19 protein-coding genes are annotated in these 15,611 nt (G+C 74.0%); 15 read left to right on the forward strand and 4 right to left on the reverse strand.

What is annotated here, in order from left to right; all coding sequences use genetic code 11:
• Positions 1-813: a deoxyribonuclease IV gene (locus ASG36_RS09560; RefSeq protein ID WP_082522981.1), complete on the reverse strand. Its 813-nt coding sequence runs from the start codon at positions 811-813 to the stop codon at positions 1-3.
• Positions 814-943: 130 nt separating this feature from the next.
• On the opposite strand from ASG36_RS09560, the gene ASG36_RS09565 reads away from it, so the two are divergent.
• The 8 genes from ASG36_RS09565 to ASG36_RS09600 all read left to right on the forward strand — a co-directional run bounded on the left by ASG36_RS09565 (position 944) and on the right by ASG36_RS09600 (position 7,047).
• Positions 944-1,981: a hypothetical protein gene (locus ASG36_RS09565; RefSeq protein WP_162245186.1), complete on the forward strand. Its 1,038-nt coding sequence runs from the start codon at positions 944-946 to the stop codon at positions 1,979-1,981.
• A gap of 161 nt (positions 1,982-2,142) precedes the next feature.
• Positions 2,143-2,430, forward strand: coding sequence for a 30S ribosomal protein S6 (gene rpsF / locus ASG36_RS09570; RefSeq protein ID WP_055764877.1), 288 nt, complete (start codon positions 2,143-2,145; stop codon positions 2,428-2,430).
• Between the two features lie 2 nt (positions 2,431-2,432).
• Positions 2,433-2,948 (forward strand): single-stranded DNA-binding protein, encoded by a 516-nt coding sequence (locus ASG36_RS09575; protein WP_055763174.1) that lies wholly within the window; start codon positions 2,433-2,435, stop codon positions 2,946-2,948.
• A gap of 26 nt (positions 2,949-2,974) precedes the next feature.
• On the forward strand, positions 2,975-3,211 hold the full coding sequence (gene rpsR / locus ASG36_RS09580) for a 30S ribosomal protein S18 (RefSeq protein ID WP_055763176.1): 237 nt from the start codon (positions 2,975-2,977) through the stop codon (positions 3,209-3,211).
• A gap of 2 nt (positions 3,212-3,213) precedes the next feature.
• Complete coding sequence (rplI, locus tag ASG36_RS09585; RefSeq protein WP_055763179.1) at positions 3,214-3,669, forward strand: 50S ribosomal protein L9; 456 nt, start codon at positions 3,214-3,216, stop codon at positions 3,667-3,669.
• Positions 3,670-4,157: 488 nt separating this feature from the next.
• On the forward strand, positions 4,158-5,528 hold the full coding sequence (gene dnaB / locus ASG36_RS09590) for a replicative DNA helicase (protein WP_055763181.1): 1,371 nt from the start codon (positions 4,158-4,160) through the stop codon (positions 5,526-5,528).
• A 43-nt stretch (positions 5,529-5,571) separates the two neighbouring features.
• Entirely contained in the window at positions 5,572-6,309 is a 738-nt protein-coding gene (locus ASG36_RS09595; RefSeq protein ID WP_082522982.1) for an aminoglycoside 3'-phosphotransferase, read from the forward strand.
• Positions 6,310-6,339: 30 nt separating this feature from the next.
• Positions 6,340-7,047: a VOC family protein gene (locus tag ASG36_RS09600; RefSeq protein ID WP_055764881.1), complete on the forward strand. Its 708-nt coding sequence runs from the start codon at positions 6,340-6,342 to the stop codon at positions 7,045-7,047.
• Here the strand turns inward: ASG36_RS09600 and ASG36_RS09605 are convergent.
• Positions 7,031-7,489 (reverse strand): cupin domain-containing protein, encoded by a 459-nt coding sequence (locus tag ASG36_RS09605; RefSeq protein ID WP_055763184.1) that lies wholly within the window; start codon positions 7,487-7,489, stop codon positions 7,031-7,033. The genes ASG36_RS09600 and ASG36_RS09605 overlap by 17 nt on opposite strands.
• 54 nt (positions 7,490-7,543) lie before the next feature.
• On the opposite strand from ASG36_RS09605, the gene ASG36_RS09610 reads away from it, so the two are divergent.
• Together ASG36_RS09610 and ASG36_RS09615 are read left to right on the forward strand one after the other, a co-directional pair.
• Positions 7,544-8,389 (forward strand): alpha/beta hydrolase fold domain-containing protein, encoded by an 846-nt coding sequence (locus tag ASG36_RS09610; RefSeq protein ID WP_200944422.1) that lies wholly within the window; start codon positions 7,544-7,546, stop codon positions 8,387-8,389.
• Positions 8,390-8,408: 19 nt separating this feature from the next.
• A complete protein-coding gene (locus tag ASG36_RS09615) occupies positions 8,409-8,792 on the forward strand; it encodes an MmcQ/YjbR family DNA-binding protein (RefSeq protein WP_055763187.1) in 384 nt (127 codons plus the stop codon).
• A 6-nt stretch (positions 8,793-8,798) separates the two neighbouring features.
• Here ASG36_RS09615 and ASG36_RS09620 read toward each other — a convergent pair whose 3' ends face one another.
• Positions 8,799-9,470 carry an NUDIX domain-containing protein gene (locus tag ASG36_RS09620; protein ID WP_055763190.1) on the reverse strand — a complete coding sequence of 224 codons (672 nt, stop codon included), beginning with the start codon at positions 9,468-9,470 and terminating at the stop codon, positions 8,799-8,801.
• Positions 9,471-9,557: 87 nt separating this feature from the next.
• Between ASG36_RS09620 and ASG36_RS09625 the strand changes: the two genes are divergently transcribed.
• Complete coding sequence (locus ASG36_RS09625; protein ID WP_055763193.1) at positions 9,558-10,565, forward strand: SPFH domain-containing protein; 1,008 nt, start codon at positions 9,558-9,560, stop codon at positions 10,563-10,565.
• Positions 10,562-11,443 (forward strand): NAD(+)/NADH kinase, encoded by an 882-nt coding sequence (locus ASG36_RS09630; protein WP_055763196.1) that lies wholly within the window; start codon positions 10,562-10,564, stop codon positions 11,441-11,443. The genes ASG36_RS09625 and ASG36_RS09630 overlap by 4 nt, the downstream gene beginning before the upstream one ends.
• Here ASG36_RS09630 and ASG36_RS09635 read toward each other — a convergent pair.
• A complete protein-coding gene (locus ASG36_RS09635; RefSeq protein ID WP_055763199.1) occupies positions 11,440-12,024 on the reverse strand; it encodes a bifunctional 2-polyprenyl-6-hydroxyphenol methylase/3-demethylubiquinol 3-O-methyltransferase UbiG in 585 nt (194 codons plus the stop codon). The genes ASG36_RS09630 and ASG36_RS09635 overlap by 4 nt on opposite strands.
• Before the next feature lie 40 nt (positions 12,025-12,064).
• On the opposite strand from ASG36_RS09635, the gene ASG36_RS09640 reads away from it, so the two are divergent.
• The 3 genes from ASG36_RS09640 (at position 12,065) to ASG36_RS09650 (ending at position 15,597) form a co-directional block, all read left to right on the forward strand.
• Positions 12,065-13,429, forward strand: a complete 1,365-nt coding sequence (locus ASG36_RS09640; RefSeq protein WP_055763201.1) for a DNA polymerase IV — start codon at positions 12,065-12,067, stop codon at positions 13,427-13,429.
• A 108-nt stretch (positions 13,430-13,537) separates the two neighbouring features.
• The gene (locus ASG36_RS09645; protein ID WP_055763204.1) at positions 13,538-14,080 is read left to right on the forward strand and encodes an NfeD family protein; all 543 of its coding nucleotides are present in this window, start codon (positions 13,538-13,540) and stop codon (positions 14,078-14,080) included.
• On the forward strand, positions 14,077-15,597 hold the full coding sequence (locus ASG36_RS09650; RefSeq protein WP_055763207.1) for a flotillin family protein: 1,521 nt from the start codon (positions 14,077-14,079) through the stop codon (positions 15,595-15,597). The genes ASG36_RS09645 and ASG36_RS09650 overlap by 4 nt, the downstream gene beginning before the upstream one ends.
• Positions 15,598-15,611: the final 14 nt, after the last annotated feature.

Raw genomic sequence — 15,611 nt, forward strand, 5'->3', positions numbered from 1 at the left:
TCAGCCCAGGGTCTCCCGCAGCAGGGCGATCTCGGCGGCGTGCGAGGCGGCGTCGCCCGGGGTCTCCAGGACCACGGGGCAGCCTGCGGTGCGCGCGACCTCCAGCAGCAGCTCGGTCGGGATCTCCCCCGCCGACAGCGGGGCGTGCCGGTCGCGGTTCGAGCCGGCCTCGTCCCGGCTGTTGTTCAGGTGCACCAGGTCGATGCGCCCGGTGATCGCGCGGACGTCGTCAACGACCGTGGCGAGGTCCCAGCCCGCGGCCCACGCGTGGCAGGTGTCCAGGACGAACCCGGCGCCGAACTCACCGACGGCCTCCCAGAGCCGGGCGACCGCCTCGAGCTCGCGGGCCATCGCGTGGTCACCGCCGGCGGTGTTCTCGATCCACACCGGGACGCCGAACCCGCCGTCGCCGGCCTGCCGCTCGAAGAGCTTGCGCCAGTTGTCGAAGCCCGCCGCCGGGTCGTCCTTGCCGGTCACGTGCCCGCCGTGCACGACCAGGCCCACGGCGCCGATCGCGGCGGCGGCCGTGGCGTGCTGGCCGACCAGCTTGCGGCTGGGGATGCGGATCCGGTTGTTCGGGGAGGCCACGTTGAGCACGTAGGGGGCGTGCACGACCAGGGCGACGTCGCCGGCGGTGAGCTCGTCGACGTCCGGGCGGGGCTTCGGGGCCTTCCAGTCCTGCGGGTCGGCCAGGAACACCTGGACGACGGCGGCGTCGACCTCGGCGGCCCGGGCCAGCACCCCGCCGTCCCCGACCTGGTTGTCGGCGGTGAGACCGGACCCGACGTGGACTCCCACGAGCTGCGACGACATGCGCACGACCCTAGGAGGGGTGACCGACAGAAGTCCTCGAGGTGCGGGCGTACCCCCGGCGGCACACCCTCGTTCTCCACCGTGACGTGGGTTACTCGCGAGTAGCCCCACCAGCACCACAGACCTCGACGTGGAGGCAGCACCGATGGACAGCGGCCGGATCCGGCGGACGGCTCGACGCGGCATCGCCGTGGCGACCCTGGGGTGGCTGCTGGCCGTGGCCGGCTCGGTGCTGGCCGCACCGGCGGCCGAGGCGGCGCCCACCGCCACGGTGGCCATCCGGGACCTCACCCCGCCGCTGGTGTCGGTGGACGCCGGCGGGTCGGTCACCTTCGTCAACCAGATCGCCGACAAGCCGGTGACGGTGCAGCTGCCCCTGCTGGGCGGGATCGCCGCGACCGCGCACACCGACGTGTCCCTCGCCTTCGGCGGCGGGGCACAGCCGCTGGCCCCCGGCGCCTCGATGACGAAGACCTTCCCGGGCACCACCGCCGGGGTCATCACCTACACGTACCGGATCGACGTGCAGTCCGGGCTGGCCTCGAACCTGGTCGACCAGGTGGTCAACGGCGCGACGGCGCTGCTGCCCGCGCTCCCGGCGCCCACCCCGTTCGTGGTGAACACCCTGGTCCCGCTGCCGAACCTGCCCTCGGTGAACCTGCCCAGCCTGCCCCCGGTCGCCGTCCCCACGGCCGTGCCCACCACCCCGAACACCCCCACCGCGCAGCCGAGCGGCACCACCAGCCCGACCGCGCCGGTGGCCGAGACCCCGGCCGCCGCACCGGCCACCCAGGCACCGGTCGACGGGACCGCCTACAGCTACGGCACCGTCTCCTCGGCCGGCCAGATGGCGCCGCTGGACACCTCGGCCGCCGCCGCGTTCGACCCCTCCCGGTTCGCCACCGGGGACGCCGCCTCCACCGCCGGGGGCGGCGGCAACGCCGGCACCTACGACGGCGCCTCGGTCCCGGTCTTCGGCGACCTGGCCGGGCTGGGTGGCGGCGCACTGGGCTCCGGCGCCGGGGACGACGTCGAGACCGTCGCCGACTCCGCCGCCGGCACGCCCGACCCGGCGCTGTCGATCCCGGCCCTGGCCGCCGTCGTCGCCCTGGCCGGTGTCACGGCCGCCCTGGTCCGCACCCACCGGGCCCAGCGCACCGCCGGCTGACGCAGCGCTCGGGCCGACCGCTGGTCCAGCCCCTGGTAGCCTGAACGACGCGCGTCTGGCGGTGGCCCCCTGTGGTCGTCCCGTCCGACGCGCGACGCGTGCACAACCCTCCTGCTGCAGACACTCTGCAGCCGCTGAGACCAGAGGAGGTGGGGTTCTCCGTGCGTCACTACGAACTGATGATCATCCTCGACCCCGAGCTCGAGGAGCGCACCATCGCTCCCAGCCTGGACCGGTTCCTGTCGGTCGTCACCAACTCCGGTGGCACCGTCAAGACCGAGATCTGGGGCCGTCGTCGGATGGCCTACGAGATCAAGAAGAACGCCGAGGGCATCTACGCCATCGTCGACATCGAGGCCGAGCCCGCTGCGGTCGCCGAGCTGGACCGTCAGCTGAACCTCAACGAGTCCATCCTGCGCACCAAGCTGATGCGGCCCGAGGCTCACTGACCATGGCCGGCGAGACCGTCATCACCGTCATCGGCAACCTCACCGCCGACCCGGAGTTGCGTTTCACGCCGTCCGGTGCCGCCGTCGCGAACTTCACCGTGGCCTCCACGCCGCGGACCTTCGACCGTCAGACGTCGGAGTGGAAGGACGGCGAGGCCCTCTTCCTGCGGTGCAACGTGTGGCGGCAGGCGGCGGAGAACGTCGCCGAGTCCCTCACCCGTGGCTCCCGGGTCATCGTCTCGGGCCGTCTGAAGCAGCGCTCCTTCGACACGAAGGAGGGCGAGAAGCGCACCGTCATCGAGCTCGAGGTCGACGAGATCGGCCCCTCGCTCCGTTACGCCACCGCGAAGGTCACCAAGGCCAACCGCGGTGAGGGTGGCGGCGGCGGCTTCGGTGGCGGGTCCTCGTCCGGCGGCGGCGGAGGCGGCTTCGGCTCCTCCGGCGGCGGTGGCGGAGGCAGCGCTTCCAGCGACCCCTGGTCGACCCCGGCGTCGTCGTCCGACGAGCCCCCTTTCTGATCTCGTAAGCCTAGAAAGAGAACCCTGTGCCCAAGCCCCCCATCCGCAAGCCGAAGAAGAAGGTCTGCCAGTTCTGCAAGGACAAGGCGACCTACGTCGACTACAAGGACACGACGCTGCTCCGGAAGTTCATCTCCGACCGCGGCAAGATCCGTGCCCGTCGCGTCAGCGGCAACTGCTCCCAGCACCAGCGTGACGTCGCCGTGGCCGTGAAGAACAGCCGCGAGATGGCCCTGCTGCCCTACACCTCGACGGCGCGCTGATCATGAGTGCATCGAAGCTGATCCTGACCCAGGAGGTCACCGGCCTCGGTTCCGCCGGGGACACCGTCGAGGTGAAGGGCGGGTACGCCCGCAACTACCTCCTGCCCCGTGGACTGGCGATCATCGCCACCCGCGGTGCCGAGAAGCAGATCGAGGGCCTGCGCCGTGCGCGTGCGGCTCGCGACGTGGCGACGCTGGAGGAGGCCAAGCAGGTCGCCGGCCGGCTGTCGTCGCTGAAGGTCTCCGTGCCGGCCAAGGCCGGCAACGGCGGACGGCTGTTCGGCTCGATCACCACGGCCGACGTCGTCGCCGCGGTGACCGCTGCCGGTGGTCCCGCCCTGGACCGTCGTCGGGTCGAGCTGCCCAGCTCGATCAAGAGCACCGGCACGCACACCGTCACGGTGCGCGTCCACCCCGAGGTCAGCGCTGCGCTGCCCATCGAGGTCGTCTCCGCGTAACAGCACCACCCTCCAGCAGGGGCGTCGGACTCCGGTCCGGCGCCCCTGCTGGCGTTCCGGGCGAGATCTGCCAGCCCTGGGCCGCGGCCTGGTGGGGTGCCGTGGTGGCGACGCCCCGATGCCGCCACGCCGCGCCCGGGTGTGGCGGAAACGTGCCGACTTTCTCCCGTCCACAGGGTCCGGGCAGCGGACTGCCAGGTGACGGGCGCCTTTCCGCCGGGTGGCCGGGACGCGTCCCCGACGCTCTCCACACGGAGGCTGCGTTCGTCCACCGACTTGTCCACAGGTTGTGCAGATCCACGTGCACAGCGGTCGTGGACGGCGCCCCCCGCGGTGCCTAGCGTCGCCTGCGAACCCACCGCGCGGGCGGTCCCCGGCCGACGACGTCGGAACTGTCGGACCCCCGCGGTACCAACACACGACGACGTCGCAGCGCCCCGTCCGGGCGCGGTGGTGGTGGGTCCGCGCAACGACGGGAGCAGTTCTCAGTGGCAGTGCTCGACGACATCAGCAGGCCGCAGGCCGCAGCTCCCCAGTACGACCGCCAGCCCCCTCAGGACGTCGCCGCCGAGCAGTCGGTGCTCGGCGGCATGCTGCTGAGCAAGGACGCCATCGCCGACGTGGTGGAGGTCCTGCACGGCGCGGACTTCTACCGCCCGGCCCACCAGATCGTCTTCGACTGCGTGCTGGACCTCTACGGCCGCGGCGAGCCCGCCGACGCGATCACCGTCGCCGCCGAGCTCAACCGCACCGACCAGCTGTCCCGGATGGGCGGCGCGGTCTACCTGCACACCCTCATCCAGTCCACGCCCACCGCGGCCAACGCCGGCTACTACGCCGCGATCGTGGCCGAGCAGGCCGTGCTGCGCCGTCTGGTCGAGGCCGGCACCCGCGTGGTGCAGCTGGGCTACGGCGCAGCCGGCGGCAAGGGCGACGTCGACGACATCGTCGACCGGGCCCAGCAGGAGATCTACGACGTCACCGAGAAGCGGATGAGCGAGGACTACTCGCGCCTCGAGGACGTCCTGCAGCCCACCATGGACGAGCTGGACGCCATCGCCAGCCGCGGTGGCACCGCCCGCGGTGTGCCCACCGGCATCCGCGACCTCGACGAGCTCACCAACGGCCTGCAGGCCGGCCAGATGATCGTCATCGCGGCCCGACCCGGCGTGGGCAAGTCGACGCTGGGGCTCGACATCGCCCGCAACGCCTCCGTCAAGCACCACCAGGCGGCCTGCATCTTCTCCCTGGAGATGAGCAAGCACGAGATCACCATGCGTCTGCTGTCGGCCGAGGCGAAGGTGCCGCTGCACCACATGCGCGCGGGCTCGCTGAGCGACGAGGACTGGTCGAAGCTGGCCCGCCGGATGGGCGAGGTGGCCGACGCCCCGCTCTACATCGACGACTCCCCCAACATGACGATGATGGAGATCCGGGCCAAGGCGCGGCGGCTCAAGCAGCGCAACGACCTCAAGCTGGTGGTCATCGACTACCTGCAGCTCATGACGTCGGGCAAGCGGGTCGAGTCCCGTCAGCAGGAGGTCTCGGAGTTCTCCCGTGCGCTCAAGCTGCTGGCCAAGGAGCTCGAGGTCCCGGTGATCGCGATGAGCCAGCTCAACCGTGGGTCCGAGCAGCGTCAGGACAAGAAGCCGATGCTGTCCGACCTCCGTGAGTCCGGCTCGATCGAGCAGGACGCCGACATGGTGATGATGATCCACCGCGAGGACATGTACGAGAAGGAGTCCCCGCGGGCCGGCGAGGCCGACATCATGCTGGTCAAGCACCGCAACGGCCCCACCGCCAACGTCACCGTCGCCTTCCAGGGCCACTACTCGCGCTTCGTGGACATGGCCAACTGAGAAGTCGCTGGCGCGGGTGCGTCGGTCGTGCGCTGATGGACCGGTGACCGACCGGCCCTTCAGCGAGCTCGCCCGGTTTCACCAGCTCGGCGAGGACCCGGTGCCCGACGTCGTCACCCGGCTGGCGGACGAGCACGGACCGGCCCGGCTGGTCTGGCGCAACGAGCTCGGTGGGCTCACCTTCGCGCTCGGGTCGACCGCGCACGTGAAGTGGAGCCCGCACTCCGCCGGGATCGACCTGGGGCGGGAACGGGACGCGCTGGGCTGGCTCGCCGGTCACCACCCCGTCCCGCGGGTGCTGGGCAGCGGTGCGGACGGCGAGGCCCGGTGGCTGCTCACCGCGACGGTGGCCGGGGACCACGCGGTGGGCGACCGGTGGCGGGCCCGTCGGCCCGAGGCCGTCGCGGCGATCGCGGCCGGGCTCCGGGCACTGCACGCGCTGCCGGTCGACGTGGTCCCCACCGACCGGGTGGCCGAGGCCTGGGCGGCCCGCACCCCGCCGGCCCTGGGCCCGCGCCCGCCGGTCGAGCACCCCGTCGTCGTGCACGGGGACGCCTGTGCCCCCAACACCCTCGTCGCCGACGACGGCAGCTGGGTGGGCCACGTCGACCTCGGCGACCTGACCGTCGGGGACCGGTGGGCCGACCTCGCCGTCGCCTCGCTGAGCCTGGACTGGAACTACGGGGAGGGTCACCAGGGCGAGCTGTTCGACGCCTACGGCATCGCGCCGGACGCCGAGCGGATCCGCTGGTACCGGGCCCTGTGGGAACAGGAGTCCTGACTGTCGGAGGGGTGGTGCAGCATGCGCGGCATGACCGAGGAACCGGCAGCAGACCCGACCCGTGCCCTGTCCCGCACCGAGGCCTCCACGGCCGTCGAGGCGCTGGGCTGGCGGCTGCTGCTCGGAGAGCTGCGCACGGCGGTCGAGGTGGGGTCGCTGACCGACGCTGCGGCGGTGGCGACTGCGGTGACCGGGGCCCTGGGGGGCGCCGCCGACGGGCACCTGCGGATCGACCTGCGCGGCGACCGGGTCGAGTTCGGCCTACAGACCCGCGACCGGGCACTGGTCACCGGGGTCGACGTCGAGCTGGCACACCGGGCCACGGCGGCGCTCGACCGGCCCGTCGAGCCCGCCGGTGGCCACCCGGTGCAGGCCCTGGAGATCGCCGTCGACGCCCTGGACATCCCGGCGGTGCTGCCGTTCTGGGCCGCGGTGCTCGACCTCGTGCCCCAGCCCGGTGACGACGGGGCCCTGGTCGACCCGGCCGGTGTGCTGCCCACGGTCTGGTTCCAGCAGATGGACGTCGCACGCCCCCAGCGCAACCGCATCCACCTCGACGTCACCGTCGCCCACGACCAGGCGCAGGCCCGGGTCGCCGCCGCGCTGGCCGCCGGCGGTCGGCTGCTGTCCGATGACATGGCCCGCTCGTTCTGGGTGCTGGCCGACGCCGAGGGCAACGAGGTCTGCGTGTGCACCTGGCAGGACCGCGACGAGCGCGACGTCAGTCCCGCAGGTTGAGCTGGTCGTACCGGGCCGCCAGCTCGTCGAGCTCGTCGGTCGTCGGCACGTGCCCGTCGGCGTGCAGCGCGGCCATCCCCCGGAAGTAGTCCTCCCGCGGGGCGCCCGGGGTGAACAGGATGAGGAACCGGCAGCCGGCGTCGTCGTACGCGGCGTGGAAGCCGTGCACCCCCGAGCGGGGCACGTAGACCAGGTCACCGGGGCCGGCGGTGGTCCAGGTGTCGCCGTCCAGCACGGCGAGCCGGCCCTCCAGCACGTGGAAGGACTCGCTGAACGTGTGGTGCACGTGCGGGCCGGGGCCGCCGCCACCGGGCGGGAGGGTGACCTCGAACAGGCCGAAGTCACCGCGGGTCTGGGCGCCGGTGGCGATGAAGCGGGTCTGGCCGGCGGTCTCCTGGTCGGTGTGCCGGGAGACCGTCGCCGGGTCGGGCAGGAAGCTCACCCCCTCGTCCTACCAGGACGGCAACCGATCCGACCCGGGGGACGAACACCGGCCATGCGGATCTCCGACCGGCTGCAGGCGATGACGATGCACGCGACCGCCCGGTGGACGGTCCGGTACGGCGAGGAGCTGCGGTTCGCGGGCACCGACCTGCCCGACCCCGAGGTCGTCCGGGTGGACACGCGGCACGGCCGGGTGCCGGTGCATGTCTACCGCGGGGCCGGCGACGGGGCGCACGTGCACTTCCACGGCGGGGCCTGGCTGATGCGGTACCCCGAGATGGACGACTGGTGGTGCCGCTACCTGGCCGCGACCACCGGGGCGACGGTGCACAACGTGGACTTCCGCACCGGGCCCTACGTGGCCTACCCGGTCGCCCAGGAGCAGTGCCACGACGTCGCCGCGTGGGTGGCCGGCCGGTTCGAGCGGGTGTCGGTCGGCGGGTTCTCCTCCGGCGGCGGGAACGCAGCCTCGGTCTGCCTCCAGGCGCGTGACCGGGGGTCCTTCACCCCGGTGCTGCAGGTGCTGGGCATCCCGGCGCTGGACCTCGCGGCGGAGCTGCCCGCCGGGAACGGGATGATCTCGCCGTCGCTGCGGGCGCTGGTCCGCCGGGTCTACTTCCCCGACCCGGCCTCGCGCACCGAGCCCTACGCCTCCCCCGTGCTGGCTCCCGACCTGTCCGGGCTGCCCCCGGCGCTGGTGCTCACCGCCGAGCGGGACACCCTGCGGCCCGACGGGGTCCGCTACGTCCAGCGGCTGCGGGAGGCCGGCGTCGACGTCTGGCACCACGAGACCCCCGGCGTCGACCACTACTTCCTCACCGAGGACCCGGTGCGGGCGCGGGACACCATGGCCCAGGTCGCCGACCGGGTGCGGGCGGCCCTTGCCGGGGCCGGCTGACCGGGCCAGGGTGGCCGCCATGGCCACCTGGGCGGACGTCGAGCGCATCGCGACCGCGCTGCCGGCGGTCGAGGAGGGCACCACCTGGGGCAACCGCTGCTGGAAGGTGGCGGGCGCGACCTTCGTCTGGGTGCGCCCGCTGGGGAAGAAGGACCGCGCCGACCTCGGCGACGAGGCCCCCGACGGCGAGGTCCTGGGCGTCCGGGTGGCCGACGAGGGCGAGAAGGCCGAGCTGCTCGCCGCCGAGCCCGACGTCTGCTTCACGATCCCGCACTTCGACGGGTACGCCGCCGTCCTGGTCCGGCTGGACGACGTGGCGGTCGACCTGCTGACCGAGCTGGTCACCGACGCCTGGCGCGCCCGCGCCCCGCAGCGGACCAGGAAGGCCCACCCGGACACCTGAGCCGGCTCAGGCGTCGGTGCGCAGCAGGGGCGGGTGCAGCGTGTCGGCGGGACCGCGGCGGTACAGCTGGGCCGGCCGGCCGCCGTCCCGGGTGGTGGTCTCACCCGTCGGTTCCAGCAGCCCCGCGGTGCCGGTGACCTTGCGGTGGAAGTTGCGCGGGTCCAGGTCGCGGCCCCAGACCACCTCGTAGACCCGGCGCAGCTGGGCGACGGTGAACGACGGCGGGCAGAACGCCGTCCCCAGTGCCGAGTACTCGAGCTTGGCCCGGGCGCGCTCGACGCCGTCGGCGAGCACCCGGTCGTGGTCGAAGGCCAACCCGGACAGCCCCGCCACCGGCGCCCAGCGGGCGGCCTCGGCGTCGGTGCCGGCGGTGGGCGCGGGCTGGTCGGGCACGAGCGCCAGGTGCGCGACGGTGACCACCCGCTGGCGGGGGTCCCGGTCCGGCGCCCCGTAGGAGGCCAGCTGCTCCAGGTGGCCGACGGTCAGCCCGGTCTCCTCGACCAGCTCGCGGGCAGCGGCGGCCGCGAGGTCCTCCTCGGGCCGTATGAAACCGCCGGGCAGCGCGTCCTGGCCGGCGAAGGGCTCGACGCCCCGGCGCACCAGCAGCACGCACAGCTCGTCGCCTCGGACGGTGAGCACCACGAGGTCGACGGTGACCGCGAACGGGGGGAAGTCCACGCCGGCACCCTAGCGTCAGGTTGACGACAAGGGCTAGCGACACTTATCGTCGAGCTGACGACAAAAGCCCACCGAGAGGACCCCGTCATGGCCGACATCGCCCGCTACCCCCTCGTCCGGCACCTCCGCGGCTCGGCGACCGCCCACGTCCAGCACGTCACCGCGGGGCGGCTGCGGCACGCAGGCACCGGCGCCAGCTTCTGGTTCCGCCCGCTGTCGGCGGTGCTCAGCGAGATCCCGGTCGACGACCGTGAGCTGCCGCTGCTCTTCCACGCCCGGACGGCGGACTTCCAGGACGTCACCGTGCAGATGACGCTGACCTTCCGGTTCACCGACCCGGCGGTGACCGCGGCCCGGGTGGACTTCTCCATCGACCCGGACACCGGCCGCTGGCGGGGCACCCCGCTGGAGCAGGTCGCCGGGCTGCTCACCGAGTCGGCCCAGCAGCACGCGATCGACCTGCTGGCCGGTGCGGCGATGACCGTCGCGCTGACCGGTGGGGTGCGCACCGTCCGGGACACCGTCGCGGCCGGGCTGGCCGCCGACCCGCGGCTGGCCGAGACCGGGATCGTGGTGATCGACGTCCGGGTGGTGGCGATCCGGCCCGAACCCGAGGTCGAGCGGGCACTGCGCACGCCGACCCGGGAGCAGGTGCAGGCCGACGCGGACGCGGCCACCTACAGCCGGCGGGCGGTCGCGGTGGAGCGCGAGCGGGCGATCGCGGAGAACGAGCTGGCCAACCAGGTCGAGCTGGCCCGCCGCGAGGAGGAGCTGCTCGCCCAGCGCGGGGTGAACGCCCGGCGCGAGGCGGAGAGCGCCGCGGCCGCCGCCGAGGTCGCCGCCGAGGCCGCCGCCCGCCGCGACCGGCGCACCGCCGAGGTGCGGGCCGAGGCGGTGCGGGTGCAGGGCGCGGCGAAGGCCGAGACGACGGCGGCGGACCTGGCCGCCTGGGCCACCGTCGACGCCGAGCTGGTCACCGCGTTGGCGCTGAAGGACCTGGCGGCCAACCTGCCCAAGATCGACAGCCTGGTCCTCACCCCGGACTTGCTGGCCCCGGTGCTGGCCAAGCTGGGGGCTGCCGGGAGGACCGAGTGAGCCTCGCCCCGCGGGTGGTGCTCGTGCACCGGGCCACCGAGCTCGCCGAGCTGGTGGCCCGGCACGGCACCCGCGCCCAGGCGGCGTTCTTCCTGCAGAGCCGGGGCCGGGACGTCGAGGAGGTCGCCGCCCGGGACGCCGCCCAGCAGGCCGCGGTGGCCCGGGCGATGGCCCAGGTGCCGCTGGACTGGCGGCGGGGCAGCGTGGAACGGGCCGACCTGTCCCGCTTCCTGTTCTCCCCCGACGACGTCGTCCTCGTCGTCGGGCAGGACGGCCTGGTGGCCAACGTGGCCAAGTACCTCACCGGTCAGCCCGTCGTCGGCGTGGACCCCGACCCGGGCCGCAACGCCGGCGTCCTCGTGCGGCACCGCCCGGCCGACGTCGGCCGGCTGCTCGCCCACCGCGACCGCACGGAGTCCCTCACCATGGTGCAGGCGACGGCGGACGACGGGCAGACGCTGCTGGCGCTCAACGAGGTCTACCTGGGTCAGCCCACCCACCAGACCGCCCGGTACCGGCTGCAGGCACCGGGGGCCGCGGCCGAGCGGCAGGCGTCGTCGGGGGTCCTGGTCGCGACCGGCACCGGGGCCACCGGCTGGTGCCGCTCGGCCTGGCTGGAGCGGCGCATCCCGCTGGTGCTGCCGGGAGCGGTCGACCCGGCGCTGGCCTGGTTCGTCCGGGAGGCGTGGCCCTCCCCGGCCACCGGCACCCGCTGCACCGAGGGCCGGCTGGACGGCGACGACGTGCTGACCGTGACCGTGGAGAGCGACGGCCTGGTGGTGTTCGGCGACGGCCTGGAGGACGACCACCTGACCGTCTCCTGGGGCCAGCAGGTCACCGTCGGCCGGGCTGCGGCGCGGCTGGAGCTGGTGGTCTAGGAGAGGACGGCGACCAGGAAGTCCGACTCCGCGGTGGCCGGTCGCAGGTCCCAGGTGGCCAGCTGCAGGTCGACGGTCCAGCCGACGGCGCGGGCGTCGTCGAGGAACTCGGCGAACGGGTAGCCGCGGTCGGCACCGAAGCCGATCGCCGCGCGGCCACCGGGCACGACGTGGGACCGGAAGCCGGCCAGCACCCGGCGGCGGGTGGACGGCGCCAGGAACGCCATCACGTTGCCCGCGCACACCACGGCGTCGAACCGGCCGGGCACGTCCAGCAGGGCCAGGTCGCCGACCAGCCAGGTCGGACCCGGGTGGTCGACCCGGGCCGCCTCGACGAGCACCGGGTCGGCGTCCACGCCCACCACCTCGTGCCCGACAGCGGCCAGCGCGGCGCCCACCCGGCCGGGGCCGCAGCCGGCGTCGAGCACCCGGGAGCCGCGGGGCAGCATCGCGTCGACGAACCGGGCCTCGCCGTCCAGGTCGAACCCGTCGGCGGCCAGCCCCCGGAAGCGCGCGACGTAGTTCGCGGAGTGCTCGGGGTCGGCGGCGGCCTGCTGGGCCCAGATGCTCGGTTCGGTCACGGGCCCATCATCGGCTGCGCCGGTGGAGGACGATGGACCGGTGCGGCGAGAGGCGAGCATCCTGCACCTGGACCTGGATGCCTTCTTCGCCGCCGTCGAGCAGCGCGACAAGCCCAGCCTGCGGGGCAAGCCAGTGGTCGTCGGCGGCACCGGGGGTCGCGGCGTCGTCGCCACCGCCTCCTACGAGGCGCGCGCCTACGGGGCGCGCAGCGCGATGTCCGCCGGGGAGGCGCGCCGCCGCTGTCCGCCCGGGACCGCGTTCCTGGGCGGCCGCTTCGCCGCCTACTCCACGACCTCGCGGGTGGTGATGGAGGAGCTGCGCGAGCTGTCGCCCCTGGTGGAGCAGGTGAGCGTCGACGAGGCCTACGTCGACCTCGCTGCCGGCGGCCACGACCTCACCACCGACGGGCTCACGGCGTTGGCGGCAGCCCTCAAGGTGCGCATCCACGAGGCCACCGGCGGGGTGCGCGGCTCGGTGGGCATCGCGTCGTCCAAGACGCTGGCCAAGATCGCCAGCGAGCTCGACAAGCCCGACGGTCTGCGGGTGATCCCCGCCGGCACCGAGCTCGAGGTGCTGCACCCGTTGCCGGTCCGCTCGTTGCCCGGCGTCGGCCCGGCCACCGGGGACCGGTTGTCCTCGGTCGGCGTCCGGACGGTGGCCGACCTGCACCAGCGCTCGCTCACCGACCTGGTCTCCCTGGTCGGTCAGGCGCACGGTTCGGGGCTCTACCGCCTGGCCCGCGCCGAGGACGACCGGCCGGTCGTGCCCGACCGCGAGGCCAAGAGCGTGTCGGCCGAGCGCACCTACGCGACCGACCTGACCGACCTGGGCCGGCTCGAGTCCGAGATCCGCTGGCTGGCCGACCGGGTGGTCACCCGGCTGCAGGCGGACGGGACGGCGGGCCGCACCGTCACGCTGAAGTTCCGCAGGTACGACTTCACCACCCTCACCCGGTCGCAGACGTTGCCCCAACCGGTGGACGACGCCCGCACGATCGCCGAGGTCGCCCGGCGGTTGCTGGCCGGCATCGACCGCACCGGCGGGGTGCGCCTGCTCGGGGTCGGCGTCTCGGGCCTGGCCACCTACGTGCAGGGCGACCTGTTCGCCCCCGCCGAGGAGCCGGTGTCCGCCGCCGTCGAGTCGGCCGAGGAGGACCGCGCCCCCGACGCCCTGGCCCCCGACGCCCTGGCCCCCGACGACCCCGCCCCCGGTCCGGCCCAGCGGGTCTGGCACCCCGGCCAGGACGTCGAGCACGCCGAGCTCGGCCGCGGCTGGGTGTGGGGCAGCGGGCTGAACCGGGTCACCTGCCGGTTCGAGGGGCCGACGACGGGGCCCGGCAAGGTGCGCACCTTCGCGGGGGACGACCCCGACCTGCAGCCGGCCGCTCCGCCCGACTGGCGCTGAGGCACCGCCCCCATCGGGTGCACCGAGACGCAACCGTGCTTGATCGAGGGGCACCGGCCTGTGAGGGTGGGGGTGCCGTACCCCCGCTCGACCTGCAGAGGAGCCCGGTTGGACCCCGTCGCCGTGACCTTCCTCGTCGTCGGTGGCGCAGGTCTGCTCGTGCTGGTGCTGTCCCTGGTGGTCGGGGAGATCGGTGAGTTCGGCGGCGACGTCGACGGCCCCTTCTCCGTCCCGGCGATCGCCGCCTTCCTCGGTGGGATCGGCTTCGGCGGCGCTGCGGCGTCGGCCCTGCTGCCCGACCTGCCCGGCGTGGCGACCGTGCTGCTCAGCCTGCTGGCCGGCCTGGTCGTGGCGCTGCCGCTGGCCGCCGGCGCCCTCCGGCTGTCGGCCTCGCTGCGCGACATGCCCACCGAGCCGACCCTCACCGACGACCGGCTGCTGGGCACCCAGGGCGTCGTGGTCTCCGCGGTGCCGGCCGGTGGGTTCGGGGAGGTCCGGCTCTCCGTCGGTGGCCAGCAGCTCAAGTACTCGGCCCGCAGCGAGGCCGCGCTGCCGGCCGGCACACCCGTCTACGTCGTCGACACCCCGTCGGCGACCTCGGTGGAGGTCGTCTCGACCGCACCGGAACCGTCTGGAGGCCCCACCCCGTGACCCTGCTCATCGCCCTCGGCGGCATCGTCGCCCTGGTCCTCCTGCTCGTGCTGCTGGTGCTGTCCCGCATCAAGGTCGCCGGGCCCAACCAGGCCTTCCTGGTCACCGGCCGGCAGGGCCGCTCGGTGACCGGTGCCGACGGCGCGGTCAGCCGGGACATGTCCGGCCAGAAGGTCGTCATGGGCGCCAGCGTCTTCGTGCTCCCGGTCGTGCAGAAGCTGCACTCGATCGACCTGTCCAGCCGCCGGATCCCGGTCGGCATCCGCGGCGCGGTGAGCAAGCAGGGCGTCAAGTGCGACCTCGAGGGCGTCGCGATCGTCAAGGTCGGCGGCAACGAGTCCTCGATCCGGGCCGCCGCGCAGCGCTTCCTGGCCCAGCAGCAGGGCATCGACACCTTCACCTCGGAGGTGCTCGCCGGTGCGCTGCGCTCCATCGTGGGCCGGCTGACGATCGAGGAGATCATCCGCGACCGCGCGGCCTTCGCCTCCGCCGTCGCCGAGGAGGCCGAGTCCTCCCTCACCGGCCAGGGCCTGGTGCTGGACACCTTCCAGCTGCAGGACATCCAGGCCGAGGGCACGTACCTGGCCGACCTGGGCCGTCCCGAGGCCGCCAGGGTGCTCAAGGAGGCCTCGATCGCCGAGGCCCGCGCCCGCCAGGCCGCCCAGCAGGAGCAGCTGCTCGCCGACGAGGCCATCGCGGTCTCCCAGCGCCAGCTGGCCCTGAAGCAGTCCGAGATCGCCGCGGAGACCGATGCCGCCAAGGCCCGGGCCGCCGCGGCCGGCCCACTCGCCCAGGCCGCGCAGGACCAGCAGGTGCTCGCCGAGCAGGAGAAGGTCGCCGCGCGCACCGCGACGCTGACCCAGGCCCAGCTGGACACCCAGGTCCGCCGCCCGGCCGACGCCGAGCGCTACCGCGTCGAGCAGGAGGCCGAGGGTCGCAAGAACAGCCGCATCCTGACCGCCGAGGCCGACCGGCAGGCCACCATCGCCGCGGCCCAGGCTGCCGCCGAGCAGGCCAAGCTCTCCGGTGAGGGTGAGCGGGCCCGTCGGTCCGCCCTCGCCGAGGCCGAGGCCATCGAGGGCGCCAAGCGCGGTGAGGCCGAGAAGCTGCGCCGTCAGGCGATCGCCGACGCCGTCGAGCGGGAGGGCTCGGCCGAGGCCTCCGCGATCCTCGCCCGGGGCAAGGCCGAGGCCGAGTCGATGGACGCCCGCTCGCAGGCGTTCAGCACCTACGGCGAGGCCGCGATCCTGGACCTGCTGGTCAAGGTGCTGCCCGAGGTCGTCGCGGCCGCCGCGGCCCCGCTGTCCAGCGTGGACAAGATGACCGTGATCAGCGCCGACGGCCCCGGGTCGTTGTCCCGGTCGGTGGCCTCCAACGTCGCCCAGGGCCTGCAGCTGTCCGGCGACCTCACCGGCATCGACATGGCCCAGCTGCTCAAGCGGCTGTCCGGGGACGCGGTGTCCTCGTTCGGCACCGGTACGGGCACCGTGGTGCCGGTGGACGGGGAGAACGCCTGAGACCGTGCGGCAGG

Source organism: Geodermatophilus sp. Leaf369 (genome assembly GCF_001424455.1).
Taxonomy (GTDB): domain Bacteria; phylum Actinomycetota; class Actinomycetes; order Mycobacteriales; family Geodermatophilaceae; genus Klenkia.

Excerpts from the sequence above, each read along its gene's own strand:
- ASG36_RS09560 (WP_082522981.1), bottom strand. The coding sequence starts at position 813 with ATGTCGTCGCAGCTCGTGGGAGTCCACGTCGGGTCCGGTCTCACCGCC.
- ASG36_RS09575 (WP_055763174.1), top strand. The coding sequence starts at position 2,433 with ATGGCCGGCGAGACCGTCATCACCGTCATCGGCAACCTCACCGCCGAC.
- rplI (WP_055763179.1), top strand. The coding sequence starts at position 3,214 with ATGAGTGCATCGAAGCTGATCCTGACCCAGGAGGTCACCGGCCTCGGT.
- ASG36_RS09600 (WP_055764881.1), top strand. The coding sequence starts at position 6,340 with ATGACCGAGGAACCGGCAGCAGACCCGACCCGTGCCCTGTCCCGCACC.
- ASG36_RS09610 (WP_200944422.1), top strand. The coding sequence starts at position 7,544 with ATGCGGATCTCCGACCGGCTGCAGGCGATGACGATGCACGCGACCGCC.
- ASG36_RS09615 (WP_055763187.1), top strand. The coding sequence starts at position 8,409 with ATGGCCACCTGGGCGGACGTCGAGCGCATCGCGACCGCGCTGCCGGCG.
- ASG36_RS09625 (WP_055763193.1), top strand. The coding sequence starts at position 9,558 with ATGGCCGACATCGCCCGCTACCCCCTCGTCCGGCACCTCCGCGGCTCG.